The 16,105-nt window shown below is 51.4% G+C and carries 13 protein-coding genes; all 13 read left to right on the forward strand.

The genetic code is table 11. From position 1 onward, the window contains the following. Positions 1–489 precede the first annotated feature (489 nt). A complete protein-coding gene (locus tag AC0YOB_RS03665; protein WP_475791600.1) occupies positions 490–1,764 on the forward strand; it encodes an ABC transporter substrate-binding protein in 1,275 nt (424 codons plus the stop codon). A gap of 74 nt (positions 1,765–1,838) precedes the next feature. Continuing rightward, a complete protein-coding gene (locus AC0YOB_RS03670) occupies positions 1,839–2,783 on the forward strand; it encodes a carbohydrate ABC transporter permease (protein WP_475792296.1) in 945 nt (314 codons plus the stop codon). A gap of 14 nt (positions 2,784–2,797) precedes the next feature. Next, positions 2,798–3,655, forward strand: coding sequence for a carbohydrate ABC transporter permease (locus AC0YOB_RS03675; protein WP_475791601.1), 858 nt, complete (start codon positions 2,798–2,800; stop codon positions 3,653–3,655). A gap of 56 nt (positions 3,656–3,711) precedes the next feature. Then, entirely contained in the window at positions 3,712–4,743 is a 1,032-nt protein-coding gene (locus AC0YOB_RS03680) for a Gfo/Idh/MocA family protein (RefSeq protein WP_475791602.1), read from the forward strand. Further along, positions 4,740–5,747 carry a Gfo/Idh/MocA family protein gene (locus tag AC0YOB_RS03685; protein WP_475791603.1) on the forward strand — a complete coding sequence of 336 codons (1,008 nt, stop codon included), beginning with the start codon at positions 4,740–4,742 and terminating at the stop codon, positions 5,745–5,747. The genes AC0YOB_RS03680 and AC0YOB_RS03685 overlap by 4 nt, the downstream gene beginning before the upstream one ends. 474 nt (positions 5,748–6,221) lie before the next feature. Next, on the forward strand, positions 6,222–7,079 hold the full coding sequence (locus AC0YOB_RS03690; protein ID WP_210045458.1) for an ABC transporter permease: 858 nt from the start codon (positions 6,222–6,224) through the stop codon (positions 7,077–7,079). Positions 7,080–7,114: 35 nt separating this feature from the next. Further along, on the forward strand, positions 7,115–7,993 hold the full coding sequence (locus tag AC0YOB_RS03695) for a carbohydrate ABC transporter permease (protein ID WP_210045420.1): 879 nt from the start codon (positions 7,115–7,117) through the stop codon (positions 7,991–7,993). 54 nt (positions 7,994–8,047) lie between these two features. Further along, the gene (locus tag AC0YOB_RS03700) at positions 8,048–9,559 is read left to right on the forward strand and encodes an extracellular solute-binding protein (RefSeq protein ID WP_475791604.1); all 1,512 of its coding nucleotides are present in this window, start codon (positions 8,048–8,050) and stop codon (positions 9,557–9,559) included. A 28-nt stretch (positions 9,560–9,587) separates the two neighbouring features. Next, positions 9,588–10,682 (forward strand): amidohydrolase family protein, encoded by a 1,095-nt coding sequence (locus tag AC0YOB_RS03705; RefSeq protein ID WP_475791605.1) that lies wholly within the window; start codon positions 9,588–9,590, stop codon positions 10,680–10,682. A 25-nt stretch (positions 10,683–10,707) separates the two neighbouring features. Then, entirely contained in the window at positions 10,708–11,754 is a 1,047-nt protein-coding gene (locus tag AC0YOB_RS03710; protein WP_475791606.1) for an amidohydrolase family protein, read from the forward strand. 69 nt (positions 11,755–11,823) lie between these two features. Continuing rightward, positions 11,824–12,912: an amidohydrolase family protein gene (locus tag AC0YOB_RS03715; protein ID WP_475766455.1), complete on the forward strand. Its 1,089-nt coding sequence runs from the start codon at positions 11,824–11,826 to the stop codon at positions 12,910–12,912. A gap of 26 nt (positions 12,913–12,938) precedes the next feature. Continuing rightward, entirely contained in the window at positions 12,939–13,358 is a 420-nt protein-coding gene (locus tag AC0YOB_RS03720) for a Rieske (2Fe-2S) protein (RefSeq protein ID WP_475791607.1), read from the forward strand. A 455-nt stretch (positions 13,359–13,813) separates the two neighbouring features. Then, entirely contained in the window at positions 13,814–16,096 is a 2,283-nt protein-coding gene (locus AC0YOB_RS03725) for an AraC family transcriptional regulator (protein ID WP_475791608.1), read from the forward strand. The last annotated feature ends 9 nt before the right edge of the window (positions 16,097–16,105 follow it).

Consider the following 16,105-nt stretch of genomic DNA (forward strand, 5'->3'; position numbering starts at 1 on the left):
GGAAAATATTCAATGGCTTGACTCCCGTCCAGACCATATACATGACATTTACCTACGAAACCTGGCAGAACTTCAGGATAGAAACAGAAGTTTTCAATGTCAATTATATGTGAACTATATCTTAAAAAAAAGCTTATAAGGGTATTTATGTAAAATATATTGACATGAATTTCCTGAAAGGCATATAATTCAGCTAAGCTCTTCATGATGCGACGATAGAATCCCGGCTGGCATAAATGTGACGGCAAGCTGCCATTTTCTTAGTTTTCCGAATAATGAAATTATTTTAGGATCAATTACATTCTTCCGCAATCGAAGTGAAGTATTTGCTCGTTATTTGTTTACAACCACCCACTTAATCCAATGGGAGGATAAAGATATGATTTCATCCTTTTTAAGGAGGTGAAAATCCGGCATACATCGGGTGCAGCAACTTTTTTTCTCATTAGCTTTCAACTGCCTTAATTCTATTTTATAGGAGGTATTCAAATGAGTAAGAAAGCAATTTCTTTATTGGTCATGCTTGTGATGGCGGGTTCTATTCTTGCTGCCTGCAGCGGTAACGGCTCCAGCGGCAGTTCCAGTGGAACCGATGGCAAAAAGACGCTTAACGTTGCACTGTGGGATGAGAATGCCAAAGGCTTCATCGACAAGACTATCGCCCTCTATAAGAAAGACCATCCTAATGTCGACGTCAAAGTGACATATACGCCATTTGCCGATTATTGGACAAAGCTGAAAACCAGTCTGGCTGGCAAGGGCGGCCCCGATGTCTTCTGGATGAATGGTCCGAACATCTATGCCTATGCCTCCGCCGGCCTTATTAAAGACTTGAAGCCTTTGATCGAAAAAGATAGTTTCGATACTTCCGTTTACACGCCTGCACTGGTAGATCTATACACGTACAGCGGCGATCTTTATGGCGTTCCTTACTTCCTGGATTCCGTAGGCCTCTATTACAACAAAGAAATCTTCGACAAAGCAGGAGTCAAATATCCAGATGAAACCTGGACATGGGACACTATTACGGAGAACGCCCCGAAGCTGACGGATAAAGCGAACGGCATTTACGGCTTTATCGCACCTGCCTCCAGCCAGAACGGTTACTACAACTTTATCTCCCAGGCAGGAGGTTATGTGCTGAATCCCGACAAAACCAAATCCGGCTTTGATACGCCCGAAGCCCTATCCGCCTTTGAATGGATGGACAGCTTCATGAAGAACGGTTACTCGCCGAACCAACAGCAGCAATTGGAGACGGAGGCCATCCAGCTCTTCGGATCCGGCAAGGCGGCTATGTACCCGGGGCTGTCCGTTAATGGTCCCGAGCTTTACGAGCTGCTTGGCGACAAGCTGGCGGTTGCTGCACTGCCCGCCGGCAAACAAAAGGCTTCCATCGTGCACGGTCTAAGCTGGACCATCAACAATAACACCAAGAATGAATCGGATGCATGGGATCTCATTAAAGTCCTGACCGGTAAAGAAGGAAATACGAATCTTGCCGATTCCGGCTTCAGTATCCCCGCTCTCAAGGGAACGGAAGAAGGCTGGTTGAAGTCGATTCCTTCCCTGGACCTTAAGGTATTCGTCGACTCCCTGACCTTCGGTGTGCCTTATCCCGTATCGGAGAAAACAGCCGAGTGGCAGGCAATTGAAACCAAGGAAATCCAGGATGCTTTCCTCGGCAAGAAATCCATGGCAGACGCGTTGAAGGCCATCGGTCAGGGTATGGACAAGATTCTCTCCGAAGAAAAGAAACAATGATACTGCTGTCGGACAGGTGAAAGGACCTCTCTTTTCACCTGTTTCACCACAAACGGAAAGGTGGCGATTGCATGATGGAATTGGACGCGCAGGCAAAGGGCCACGTGCGGGAAAGCATGCGCCGGAAGCGCGGATTCTCCGGACTGGCGTTACATGAAGCCATGTGGGCGTATTTATTCATTGCACCGGTTGTGCTGGGACTTGGCATCTTCTATATTGCGCCCTCTCTGGTATCGCTCTATCTGTCCTTCACGCAGTGGGACGGATTGTCGACGCCGGTGTTTATCGGAATCGATAACTTCACGGCGCTTGCGCATGATGAGGTGTTCCTGCGAGCAATGCTGAATACGCTGCTGTATACGATCGGGACTGTACCGCTTACCTGTGCCTTTGCGGTTGTTCTCGCCGCATTGCTGAATTCGCAGATCCGCGGCATGATCGCCTATCGTACGATTTATTTCATCCCTGTCATCACCATGCCGATTGCCGTCGGCATGGTCTGGAAATGGCTGTACAACTCGGAGTACGGACTGATTAACTATGTGCTCGGCAGCCTGCATCTTCCGCAGCCGAACTGGCTGTTCGATGATAAGATCGCATTATTCTCGATTATCATGATCAGTGTATGGAGCGGAATCGGATACAGCGCCGTTATTCTGCTTGCGGGCCTGCAGGGCATCTCCGCCTCTTACTACGAAGCGGCCTCTCTTGATGGAGCCAGCAAGGTGTATCAATTCTTCCGTATTACCATCCCGCTGCTCGGACCGAGTCTCTTCTTCGTCACGGTCATTTCGTTTATCAACTCGTTTCAGGTATTCGATCTGATCTTTATTCTTGTTGGAAAGAACGATTCCATGCTCGATTCCACGCGGACGATCGTCTATAGCATATGGGAGAACGGCTTCAAGTTTTTCAACATGGGTTACGCATCTGCTGAAGCATTCATCCTGTTTTTTGTCATTCTGATTTTCACCATTGTCCAGATGTATCTTCAGAAGAAATGGGTTCATTACCAATAAAGGAGGGGATCGAAATGGCTCTGGCCCAAACGGCTGTTCAATCCCAAGCCAAACCCCGGCGTTCCGGACATTTGGCCGTTCATATTGTGCTAATCATCGGTGCGGTGTTCATGATACTCCCTTTTCTATGGATGATCTCCACTTCAGTCAAATCGTTTGCGGAATCCATGCAGGTTCCTCCGGTATGGTTCCCTTTCAAATTGCATATCGAAAATTACGCGAACGTCATGGATAAGGTGAACTTTGGCCGCTATTATCTCAATACCTTTCTGATGACGACTGGAAGAACCGCTGGCCAGCTCGTATTGTGCTCTCTGGCCGCCTATGCGTTCGCCTGCATGAGATTCCCCGGCAAATCCGTCATTTTCGTTATCATGCTGTCGGTTCTCATGATTCCTTCCCAGGTTATCATGATTCCAAGCTTTGTTATCATGCGCAATTTGAACTGGCTGGACAGCTTCTACGTGCTGATTATTCCAGGCATCTTCAGCGCCTTCGGTACCTTCCTGCTGCGCCAGTTCTTCATGGGTCTTCCCCGCGAGCTGGAAGAAGCTGCGAAGATTGACGGCTGCAGCTATTTCGGTATTTACAGCAGAGTCTATCTGCCGCTGTCAACGTCGGCACTCGTATCACTGGCGATCTTCACGATTCTGAACTCCTGGAATGATCTGCAGTGGCCGCTGATTATGACCAGTCAGGATGAAATGCGGGTGCTCTCGATAGGAATCTCAACGTTTCAAGGACAGCATTCAACGGATTATCCGCTGCTGATGGCCGCGGCCGTAATGGCAACCATCCCCATTATCCTGATATTTATATTCTTCCAGCGTTATTTCATTGAAGGGATTGCCATGAGCGGTATTAAAGGATAAAATCCTATCTACTGCTGGAAAAGCAGTCTCATCTGACCATAAAGGAGACAAGGGCAATGATGCATATATTATTAATCGGGGCGGGCTCCATGGGCGGCAACCATGCGATTTGTTACTCGCAGATGCAGAGCGTAACGCTTGCCGGTATCGTGGAAATAAGGCCGCAGAGAGGCGAGGAGCTTGCAGCACGTGTCGGTACCAGGGTATTCCCTTCACTGGAAGAGGCGCTCAATCACTTGGACAAGGTTGATGTTATTGACGTTTGCCTGCCTACTTTTCTCCATAAAGAATATGTGATGAAAGCGGCGGATGCAGGCAAGCATGTCATCTGTGAGAAGCCGCTGTCGGGTACGCTCGAGTCTGCGCGAGAGATGATCGACTACTGCAAGGGCAAGGGCGTCAGACTGTTCGTCGGCCATGTGCTGCGCTTTTTCCATGAATATGAAAGGGCCAAGGAATTGCTCGATGCAGGCACCGTCGGTCCTGTGGCCGTAGCCCGGACGAGCAGGGGCGGCGGCTTCCCTGCGGGTTGGAACAACTGGTATAACGATTTCTCTTTCAGCGGAGGATTGACGCTTGATTTGATCATTCATGATTTTGATATTCTGCGATGGTATTTTGGCGAGGTTGAGCGGGTATACGCGAAGGGCCTTTATCCCACAGCGCCGGATAAGCTGGATTATTCGCTCGTAACGCTGCGGTTTAAGAACGGCACAATCGCCCATGTTGAGGGGTCCTGGGCCCATGACGGCTTCGCGATGAAGTTCGAACTGGCGGGCAAAACAGGCGTCATCGACTATGACAGCTCAAGGGATAAGCCAATTATCGCTTTAAGCCGCGTGGCTAAGGAAGGCATCGGTGGCGTTGCCGTGCCGGAAAGCCCTGTCAAAGAAAGTCCTTATTATAAAGAATTGAAGCATTTCCTGGCTTGTATTGCGAACAACGACGAGCCGCGTGTGTCGGCCGAGGATGCCTTCAAGGCGATGGAAATCGCGCTTGCAGCTATCGAATCCATGAAATCAGGCAAACCGGTTAAGCTTGGTGCTGAGTCGGCAATCAACATCCGGAACGGGGAGGGTTCACGATGAAGATAGGGATTATCAGCTTCGCCCATATGCATGCCTACAGCTACGCACACGCCCTTAAAGGCATAGAGGGTGTCAATCTGGCGGGGATTGCAGATGACAATAGGGAGCGCGGCGAGAAATACGCGGCCGAGTTCGGGACTGTCTATTATTCCGATTACAAGCAGCTTCTGAAGCAGGGGCTGGACGGCGTTATCGTAACTTCGGAGAATATCCGTCACAAGGAGCATGTGGTGTCGGCGGCTGCAGCCGGTATTCACGTCATGTGCGAGAAGCCGATTGCCACCACACTGGAGGATGCCCGCGAGATGATTGCGGTCTGTGAGGAGAATGGCGTCATGCTCCAGACGGCCTTCCCGGTCCGATTCAGCACGTCAGTCCGGCGGGCCAAGGAGATTGTCGACTCCGGCAGCTTGGGTGACATTATTGCCATGAAGGGCACCAACCGGGGACAGAATCCCGGCGGCTGGTTCATCGACCCTGCCTTGTCCGGCGGCGGCGCCGTTATCGATCATACCGTTCATGTCGTTGATATCATGCGCTGGTTTACCGGTGCAGAGATCACAGAGGTCTATGCTGAAATTGACAATCTCGTATACGATACGCCGATTGACGATACCGGAATCATTACTATGACCTTCAATAACGGCATATTTGCGACGCTTGATTGCAGCTGGAACCGCAATCGCAGCTACCCCACCTGGGGGGATGTCACACTGGAGATCGTTGGTACGGTAGGCACGCTTTCCCTCGATGCAATGAACCAGAAAATCAACGTATTCTCGGATAATAACGGCTTTAAGCATGCATTCTGGGGTGACGACATGGATACAGGCCTTGTCGAGGATTTCATAACCGGAATCGGAGAAGGGCGCAAGCAGGCTTCCGTGACCGGCGTTGACGGGATGCGCGCCATTGAGGTTGCGCTTGCAGCCTATGCTTCGGCGAAGCAGAAGGATACCGTCACGTTGGGTGCCGATGGGGCTGTACCGGGAAACCATTCATAAAAAAGCTGGATGAAAAATAAAGTATCTGGGAACATAGGCTTCCGCTGGGCTTGGCATAACTACGTTCCTTGCTGGGCCGACGGGACATGAGATCAAGATGACAATTTAATAAAATAAATGGTCCCTGTATCTTTCGGATACAGGGATATTTGTCGTACGTTTATTTTCACATCAACTCGATCAATGTGAAGGAAAAAACATATTTTTGCCCCATTAAAGCCGCCAGCGGCTTTTTTAGCCGGTCCTGCCAAACAGGTTACCAGATGATTATTGACGATAATTTGGCATATTGACTATGATGGACCAAATTCTTCCTTCAAGCAAAGCCCAGCTGTTCATTAGAAAGGGGGACCCGTATTGAAGAACGAAGCCGCCAATTTATCCTCGCAAGCTGCAGCTGTTTACGGCGGGGGACCGCAGCGTACTACCGGAAGAAAGCTCGCTGCCTTTAAGAAGTATTTTTGGCTTTACACCATGATTCTGCCGGGGTTGATCTATTTTCTGATCTTCAAGTATTTGCCGATGTGGGGGATGGTCATCGCCTTCCAGGACTATATCGCATTCCTCGGCGTAACGGGCAGCAAGTGGGTCGGATTCAAGCATTTTGTCAACTTCTTCAATGATCCCGATTTCATGCTGCTGTTCCGCAATACGATTCTGCTTGCCCTGTATAATCTGTTTTTCTTCTTTCCGCTGCCGATTCTGATTGCTTTGATGCTGAATGAGCTGAGGAATCAGATTCTCAAGCGCTGGGTGCAAAGTCTGATTTACATTCCCCATTTCATGTCATGGGTCGTTATTTCTGGAATCGTATACATTTTATTGACACCCGAGGCGGGAATTGTGAATGAGCTGATTGCCTCCATGGGCTGGAACAAAATCAATTTTCTCGCCAGCTCCGACTGGTTTCGTTCTCTAATTATATTGGAGGTGATCTGGCGCGAAACAGGATGGGGAACGATTATCTTTCTGGCCGCTCTTGCCGGAGTTGACCCTCAGCTCTACGAGGCGTCAAGGATCGACGGGGCGGGCAGGATGCGCCAGCTATGGCATATCACCCTGCCCTGCATACGCAGCACCATTGTGATTCTGCTTATTCTGAGGCTTGGGAATTTCATGGACTCCGGCTTCGAGCAAATCTTCCTGATGATGAATGCGATGAATCGGGAGGTGGCAGAAGTCTTCGATACTTATGTGTATACGTACGGCATCGTTCAAGGGCAGTTCAGCTACAGCACGGCTGTCGGCTTGTTCAAATCTTTGATTGCTTTGATTCTCGTCATTGGCGCCAATTATGCCGCCAAGAAGTTTGGTGAAGAAGGCATTTATTAATCTTCCCGCTGCCTGTCGAAAGGAGGTCGCCGCAGTTGATCGAAAACAAGAACTGGAGCAGCCGGCTGTTTAATGCCGCGAACCAGACGCTGTTGATTCTCATCTCCCTGATTACGATCATCCCGTTTATTCATGTATTGGCGGTTTCGTTCTCGGACGAGAACGCCATCATTGACCGCAAATTCGTCTTATTCCCGGTTGATTTCTCGCTGGACGCCTTCCGGTATATATTTTCCACCGATACGGTGTTCACCAGCCTGATCAACACCATTCTGATTACCGTGGTCGGCACGTTTGTCAATATTCTATTGACATCGCTTATGGCTTACCCGCTTGCCCGCAAGGACCTTCCCTTGCGCAGCACCATCCTGTTTCTTGTGACCTTCACCATGCTGTTCGGGGGCGGGATAGTTCCGACCTTCCTGATCGTCAAATGGCTGGGGCTGCTGAATTCATACTGGTCACTGATCATTCCTACAGCCATCAGCGCCTTTAATCTGATCGTGCTCAAGAACTTCTTTCAGCAGCTGCCCGAAAGCCTGGAGGAATCGGCCAAAATAGATGGCTGCCATGATTACGGCATTTTATTCCGGATTGTCATTCCGCTGTCGATGCCGGCGCTGACCACCTTTTCTCTCTTCTATGCCGTAGCGCATTGGAATTCCTTTTTTCAGGCGATTTTGTATGTCAACGATTCGTCCAAATGGCCGATACAGGTGCTGCTCAGGCAGATCGTCCTTCTCTCTCAGGGAGGGATTGGGGATTCGGTCGCGACGACCAATGTCATGTATACGCTTCCGGATACCGTCAAGACGGCTGTCATTGTCGTAGCCACAGTTCCTATTTTGTGCGTGTATCCGTTTTTGCAGAAGCATTTTGCCAAAGGCGTCATGTTAGGCTCGGTAAAAGGATGACGTTGCTTGCGGACGGCATCATCTTTACGCATATCAATTAGGGAGGTTGTTCGTATGCCACGAAAATTCATGAGGAGTATTTGTTTGTTCATGCTGGCTGTCACGATGATGATTGCAGGCTGTTCAAGCGGGAACGGCAATGCGCCTGCGGAGGGGAACCAGCCCGCCGGAGAGAAAGGCCCGACGAAGATCAGCATGATGGTCATCTATTACGCGGCCGAACCGCCCAAGCCCGACGCAGCTGTATTCAAGAAGCTGCAGGAGCTGACAAACACTGAGCTGGATATCACTTGGATTCCAAGCTCCGCTTATTCCGAAAAGCTGAATGTGTCCGTCACATCAGGGGATATGCCGATGGCGATGTTCGTCAGCCAGCCGATGAATGCAACCATCGTCAGCAGCGCGCGAAGCGGGATGTTTTGGGAGATCGGACCCCTGTTGAAGGATTATCCCCTGCTGAGCAAGATCGATCCGCTGGCTTATCATAATTTGAAGATCGACGGAAAGGATTACGGCCTTCCGCGCCCGCAGCCCATTGGGGTTGATACGGTCATTTACCGCAAGGACTGGATGAAGAATCTGGGGCTTTCGGAGCCGAAGACGATCGAGGATGTCTATCAGATGGCCAAAGCGTTTCAAACGGGTGATCCTGACGGGAATGGCAAGGACGACACGATCGGGTTTGCCACGGATACTTCGCTTGCCGGTTTGAATATTGTGCTTGCCTGGTACGGAGCGCCCAACAAGTTCAACAGGGAAGAGAGCGGCAAATTCACGACAGATTTTATGACCCCGGAATATGTGGAAGCCTTGAAATTCTTCAAACGCATGTATGACGATAAAGTGATGAATACGGATTTTGTGCTGACTCAAACGGCGCAGAAGGTCGACTTGATCAGGAAGGGCATAGCGGGGATGTATTTTGAGGCCAACTTCAACTCCGCCGAGCGCCAGCTCGATATCAGAACCCATACGCCGGAGGCGGAGATCGACATCGCTTATCGCATCCAGGGCCCCAAGGGAGAACGGCTGCTCGCCGCGCTCGGCTACAACGCCAGATATATGTTTTCCAAAACAAGCGTGAAGACGGAGGCGCAGCTGCGGGATATTCTTGCCTTCTTCGAAAAGATGCAGACTCCGGAAGTGGTAACGCTGCTGAAGTGGGGCATCGAGGGTGTCCATTACAAGGTTGAGAACGGCAAGAACGTCAGCATTGATGAAGTGCTGTATAATAAAGAGGTCGAACCGCTCAAGTTTCTCAGGCTCGACAGCGAGAATGCCGATTTGACGGGCAATTCCCCGCTGGATACGAAGGTGAACGAGACCTATGCCGATATGGCGAGCATATCCGTGCAGGACCCGGCAATTGCGTTAATCTCGCAAACCATGACGGAAAAAGGAGCGCAGTTAACCAAAATTATCGATGATGCGAAGATTAAATTTATTCTCGGCGAGCTGGATGAAGCAGGATTTAAGCAGGAAGTGGATAAATGGTTAAAGAGCGGCGGACAAAATATACTTGACGAATATGCCGCTGAATACGCCAAAGAGAACAATAAAGGCTGATCAATGAAGGAAGAAGGGACGTACCGGTATGAATCAGCAAACCGCTCATGAGCCTTCCGCGCCAGAGACCGTTTCTCCGAAGAAGCAGGGAATAATCGATTGTGATGTACATGTTTCACCGCAGCATCCCGATCAAATCCGCAGGCATATTGCACCCGGATGGCAGGACCGCTTTGCCATGAGCGGACGGGATCTGTACGGACATCCCACCTATGTCAACCGGACGGATGCCAATCCGCCAAGCGGACTGCCAGTCGGCTCGGACCCGGATTTTCTGCGGAAGCAGCTGGTTGACGAATATGGGATGGATCATTTGATTCTGATCCAGCGACCGTTCACCAATCCGCAGCCGAATCCCGAATTCGCCACTGCGCTTGCGGCGGCATGGAACGGCTGGATTGCCGAGACCTGGCTTGATGCCTACAATCATGATCATGTGTTTAAGGGATCGATCTGTGTCTCGACTCAAGATCCGGCCGGAGCCGCGAGGGAAATCGATCGATGGGCGGGCCACCCGCATTTCGTGCAGGTTGTCACCGATTCCGCATCGGCAGCCGCATACGGGCAGCGGCAGTTCGATCCTATCTATGAAGCGTGCCAGCGGCAGGGTCTGCCGTTTGCCATGCATGCGGGCGCTGACGGAACCGGCATCACCTCCATCCCCTCATCGGGGTATCCGACGCATTATATCGAATGGAGCACTTTGCATGTTCTGTCCTATCAGACGCATCTTGTCAGTATGCTGGTAGAAGGCGTGTTCGAACGCTTCCCGGAATTGAAAGTCGTATTGGTCGAAGGCGGCGTGTCCTGGCTTCCAACCTTGCTTTGGCGCCTCGACACGCAGTATGGGCGCTTCAAGAAGGAGCTTCCCTGGCTGAGCAGGAAACCAAGCGAGTATATACGCGATCATGTGCGCATCACCTCGCAGCCGATTGAACGGCCGGAACAGGACCGCCATTTGCTGAAGATGCTGGAGCTCATGGACGCCGAGCATATACTGATGTTCTCCAGCGATTACCCGCATTGGGATTTCGACAGCCCGCGGCTTGCGTTCCCGAAGCTGCCTGAACCGTTGCGGAGCCGCATTTATCATGAAAATGCCCGTGAGCTTTATCGCTTGTAGGCAAGTGAAGGAGGGAGAACCAGCTATGAGCAGCAGCCCGTTGAAATTGATCGATTGCGACGTCCATGTCTGTCCGCGCAGCGCGGACGAGATCAAAGCGTATCTGGAGCAGCCATGGAAGCACCGATTCAGCATCCGTAAAAACACTTACTACAAGAACCCAAACCCGCCTGTCGATAAGATGCCCCCGGGGGGAGGCGCTGCGGGCAGCGATCCCGAGTTTCTGAGGAGCCAGCTGATTGACCGGATGGGCATCTACCGGGCTATTATCATGACACAGGCGCATCTGACGGCGGATCATGATCCGGACTACTCAAGCGCGGTTGCAACCGCATACAACAGCTGGCTGGCCGATACCTGGCTGGGTGAGTACAATGCAGACGGCGTATTTAAAGGCTCCATTGTCATCAACCACCGGGACCCCGCGGCGGCGGCCAGGGAAATCGACCGTTGGGCGGATCATCCGCATTTCGTTCAGATCCAGATGGACACCGGCGCGATGGCACCGTTCGGACAAAGGCAGTATCACCCGATCTTTGAAGCGGCAGAGCGGAATGGACTGCCGGTGGCGATCCATCCCGGAGGAGAGTCCATTGGTGTCAACAAGCCCGTATGGATCGGGTATCCCGCGCATTACACGGAATATTACACGGGTTTCAGCTTTGCGGTACAGTCCCATCTGGTCAGCCTGCTGACGGAAGGTATCTTCGAACGCTTCCCGAAGCTAAAGATCGTCATTGCCGAGGGAGGAGTCACCTGGCTGCCGGCTTTGCTGTGGAGGCTGGATCAGGAGTGGAAGGGGCTTCGTACGGAGGTGCCCTGGGTGATGAAGGCGCCTTCGGAATATGTGCGGGATCATGTCCGGTTCACGACGCAGCCATTGGAGCGGCCTGAAAAGGACGAGGATTTGCTCGCGGTGCTGGACATGATGGATGCGCATAATCTGCTGATGTTTTCCTCCGATTATCCGGAAAGCGACTTCGTATCGCCTGAAGCCTCGCTGCCGCGCTTGCCGGCCGAGTGGGAATCGAAGATGCTGTTCGAGAACGCAAGGCAATGGTATTCGTTGTGATTCATTTTGTTGGTACACGCTTGCAAGATTGTGGATGAACCCTATTTTGATCAGGAGGTTGGGAATTCAATGGAGCAGCAGGTAGAGACCGGTGTGACGAAGAGGACAGAGAACAAGAAGTATGGCGTGATTGATTGTGACGTACATCCTTCTCCCAGAAATACAGAAGAGATTCGTTCTTACATGGCCCAGCCATGGAGGGACCGCTATCATGGAAGCACGCGCGGTTTCTTCGGCAATCCTGTACATGGCGCCCGCCTGGACGCTACCCCGCCGCAGGGGGGCCCAACGGGATCGGATCCCGATTTCCTGCGGGAGCAGTTAATCGATAAATATGGTCACGCACATGCCATTCTGCTGCCGCGGGCTTTTTGCAACCTGCAGCCTGACCCTGATTTTGGAACCGCTATCGCGGCTGCTTATAATGACTGGCTGGCCGATACCTGGCTTAGCAAATACAATCATGACGGCGTATTCAAAGGCTCGATTACAGTCAATCACCAGGACCCGCAGGCGGCGGCACGGGAAATCGAGCGCTGGGCAGGTCATCCGCATTTTGTCCAGGTCATGACTGATTCCGGTGCGCGGGCGCCGTTCGGCCAGCGGCAGTATTATCCGATTTATGAGGCGTGCGCACGCCACGGCCTACCGTTCGCCATCCATCCGGGTACGGACGGAATGGGCATTAATATTCAGCCTACCCCCGGATATCCGACTCATTATATCGAATGGCATACCTGCCTGTCCCTGGGCTTTCAAGCCCATCTCGTCAGCTTTCTGACGGAGGGCGTATTCGAGAGATTTCCGAACTTCAAGATCGTCCTGACAGAGGGCGGCGTCTCATGGCTGCCCGGCTTAATCTGGCGTCTGAATGCCGAATACAAGGCGCTGCGGTTCGAAGTGCCATGGATGAAGCGCCGCCCCAGCGATTATTTGCGGGATCATGTACGGCTCTCCTCCCAGCCGCTGGAGCGTCCTGACGACGACAAGGAGCTTCTTCAAATGCTGCAGATGATGGATGCCGAGCATATTCTGATGTTTGCCAGCGATTATCCGCATTGGGATTTCGATTCGCCGACGCACGCTTTTCCAAAGCTGCCTGAAGCGATGCACAGACGGATATTTTTCGAAAATGCCAGAGAGCTGTACAATTTATAATCAAACTGCAGGGAGGACGTTCAGAGATGGGAAGACATGTGATTGGAGCAGCAGCGGATTTGCCGCCGGGCACGAACAGGATTCTGACGGTAGAGGGACGCTCGGTTGGCGTGTTTAATGTGAGCGGTACGTATTACGCGCTCAAAAACAGCTGCCCGCATCAAGGCGCTCCGCTGTGCGCGGGCAAGGTAACGGGAATGACATTGCCGTCTGAGCCGGGACAATATCTGTACGGCCGGGAAGGCGAGATCCTGCGCTGCCCCTGGCATGGCTGGGAGTTTGATATTCAGAACGGCAAGTCCATTTTTGACCCGCATAAATGTCTGGTCAAGACCTATCAGGTTGCCGTCGAAGCAGACGCGGATGCGGCTGCGGAAGAGGAATCCCCTTCTGTAGAGACATACGAGGTGAAGGTCGAAGAAGCGAAAGTGGTCGTGTATATCTAGTAGATGTATATAATTAGACTAAAATTCAGTGATATACCTGCGGAGCTGGCGGAAATAGCCTGGAGAAGCGCAGGCTGAAAGCTATCGTAAGAAAGCTGCTTCGGAAGCCGCACTTACGACCTTTGTACCCCGAATTTAACAGCTAAAGGTGCAAAACCAACCACATCCATACCGTGGTTTTGCACCGAGGTGACAATGCTACCCGCGGTGTTTATTGTGGGCAGCATTGCACCAAAGGTATCCAAAGTAAAAAGATCAGGGGTACAACAGCGTCTCCGACAAGTGACAAGCGGTATAACACGCTTGTAACACTTGCGGGTATCGGAAGACGCTTCCGCATGCGCAGCCGGATCTTTTATTGAATAATAATGTCTGAAACAGCTACGAACTTGTCATGAGCAATATAAACAGGAAGATCAATGTCCAATGAGAAATTCTCATAATCGGAGACAATTATGAAAACAAGATCCAAATATCTCGTGAACATTTTTTTATTCAGTCTGTTTATAGGCATGACTCCGGTATTGATGCTCGGCTTCTTCTCTTATTCCAAGGCATCCGTGGAAATTCAAAGGAAGGTGAACGAAGGGAATAGCCGGATACTCGAGCAAACGCAGTTCCGGGTGGAGCAGGTGTTGAAAACCGTCGATACGGTGACCAACCAGTTTATCCATTCTCCGCTGACGATTTCCGTCATGGAGCTGGAAATGGAGAAGGAGCGGTATCAGGATTTTCAGCAAATCAGAGACGGATTATACAAGCTGCAGGCACAGGGGCTCGGAATCTTTGATGTCTTTCTATACAATATCGAGAAGAATTGGTTGATCAATAACAGCGGCTTCTTCTACAAGATCGATAAAGAAAGCCTGGATCTGCTGCAGGATTATGCACAAATGCCGGCGATTTCGCAGTGGACGATTAACAGAGAGCCCGTTTCCGGAGACGGTGACGATCTGGACAGCGTGAAGACCGTAAATTTGATAAAGCGGATGCCGATCATCTCATCGAATCCGGATGGCTTCCTGGTCAGCAAAATCCCCATCCATGAGATCCGCAAGCTTCTGTCCAAGAATGTAATGCCCGGGGCAATGATGATCCTGGATGCGGATAAACGGGTCATTGCGCTTGACGGGGAGGATGTGGAGGATGCGGATATGCAGCCCGGACAGATTACGGAGCTGCTGCAAAGCCATACGGAGGAAATCGGCTCCTTCGAAACAGAGCTGGGACAAGGGAACGTGATGCTCTCGTACCGCCAGTCCTCTTATAACGGATGGGTATATGTATCCTCGGTCTCCATCGCGCAGTCAACCCGGGATTCCAAGGCCATCGGGTGGTTTACCCTGGTCGCGTGTCTGACGATCTGCGCCCTGACTTTAATTATTGCCTGGCTGGGCTCGCGCCGGATCTACCGTCCGGTTAGAAAGCTGTATACCTCTGTCCTTGCGGATTCGGGCGAAGATTCGCTGCTCCACAAGAACGAATTTGAATCGATTGAACTAAGCGTCCAGCGGCTCACGCAGTCCACATTCAGAATGGGGAATCAAATTGAAGGACAAATCAAGCTGCTGAAGGAATATTTCTTTTTCAAGCTTTTCCAGGGGGACTTGAGGCGTAAAGAAATGGAAGAGGGCCTGGTGTTTCATGGACTCCCGGCGGAGCTTGAGCGTTCAATCGTACTGGCGGTTGAGATCGATACGCTGGAAGGCACCCGCTATAAGGAGCAGGACCGCAGCCTGCTGTTGTTTGCGATCGATAATATTTTGCGGGAAATTGTAGCGGAGCGGCAACGAATCGGCTCCGTCATTATTCAGGACACGGTTGGGGTGCTCATAGACAGCGCCAAGCCGGGCGACGGGGCTTTCAAGGACTGGATATTCGGGCTGGCGGTGAAAATTCAACAAGCGGTCCGCTCCTATTTGCATATTAAAATCAGTATAGGCGTAAGCCGCGAGATCCGCTCGCCGGGGGCAGCCCCGGCAGCCTTCAAGGAAAGCCGGGAGGCTTTGAAATACAGGCTTCAGCTTGGGCAGGAGGTGATCCTGTTCATCGAGGATGTGCAGCTCCGCTCCAGCGGCTCCATCCAATATCCGCAGGAGACGGAGAAGGAGCTCGTTGAGGCGGTCAAGAGCATGGATGCCGGCAGGGCGCAGGAGATCCTGCACCGGTTTATCGCGGAGGTAACGGATAACAAGATCGGCTGCAACCAATACGAAATTTCCTTGTCTCTGCTGCTCGGCGAAATGGTCCGGATTGCGAAGGATTCCGGATTGCCGTGGAATCTGATTGACGACAAGAACCGTTCATTATTCGGCGAGCTGCTGCATCTGAAGACCGGACTCGCGGTGGAGAACTGGTTTTGCGACAACATCATTTTCCCGGTAATCCAGTTCTTGACGCAGCGGGAGGAAACGCAATACCGGAGGATATCGGATGAGATTATCAAGATCATCCACGTCGACTATGATAAAATGCTGACCCTGGATGCATGCGCGGCCAGGGTGAATTACCATCCCCATTATGTGAGCAGGGTGTTCTCCCGGGAAATGGGCACGAGCTTCGCCGATTACTTGTCCCAATACCGGCTGCTCAAGGCCAAGGAGTGGCTGCAATCAACCGACTTGAAGATTGTTGAAATCGCTTTAAAGCTGCATTATACAAACCCTCAGAATTTTATCCGGTCTTTCCGCAAAATCGTTGGCATGACCCCGGGGCAATACCGGACGTTGTTCAGGTAAGGGATTAAA

Source organism: Paenibacillus sp. JT31N17 (genome assembly GCF_056269255.1).

Coding starts and splice junctions, on each gene's coding strand:
- AC0YOB_RS03665 (WP_475791600.1), top strand. CDS start 490: ATGAGTAAGAAAGCAATTTCTTTATTGGTCATGCTTGTGATGGCGGGT.
- AC0YOB_RS03670 (WP_475792296.1), top strand. CDS start 1,839: ATGGAATTGGACGCGCAGGCAAAGGGCCACGTGCGGGAAAGCATGCGC.
- AC0YOB_RS03675 (WP_475791601.1), top strand. CDS start 2,798: ATGGCTCTGGCCCAAACGGCTGTTCAATCCCAAGCCAAACCCCGGCGT.
- AC0YOB_RS03680 (WP_475791602.1), top strand. CDS start 3,712: ATGATGCATATATTATTAATCGGGGCGGGCTCCATGGGCGGCAACCAT.
- AC0YOB_RS03685 (WP_475791603.1), top strand. CDS start 4,740: ATGAAGATAGGGATTATCAGCTTCGCCCATATGCATGCCTACAGCTAC.
- AC0YOB_RS03690 (WP_210045458.1), top strand. CDS start 6,222: ATGATTCTGCCGGGGTTGATCTATTTTCTGATCTTCAAGTATTTGCCG.
- AC0YOB_RS03700 (WP_475791604.1), top strand. CDS start 8,048: ATGCCACGAAAATTCATGAGGAGTATTTGTTTGTTCATGCTGGCTGTC.
- AC0YOB_RS03705 (WP_475791605.1), top strand. CDS start 9,588: ATGAATCAGCAAACCGCTCATGAGCCTTCCGCGCCAGAGACCGTTTCT.
- AC0YOB_RS03710 (WP_475791606.1), top strand. CDS start 10,708: ATGAGCAGCAGCCCGTTGAAATTGATCGATTGCGACGTCCATGTCTGT.
- AC0YOB_RS03715 (WP_475766455.1), top strand. CDS start 11,824: ATGGAGCAGCAGGTAGAGACCGGTGTGACGAAGAGGACAGAGAACAAG.
- AC0YOB_RS03720 (WP_475791607.1), top strand. CDS start 12,939: ATGGGAAGACATGTGATTGGAGCAGCAGCGGATTTGCCGCCGGGCACG.
- AC0YOB_RS03725 (WP_475791608.1), top strand. CDS start 13,814: ATGAAAACAAGATCCAAATATCTCGTGAACATTTTTTTATTCAGTCTG.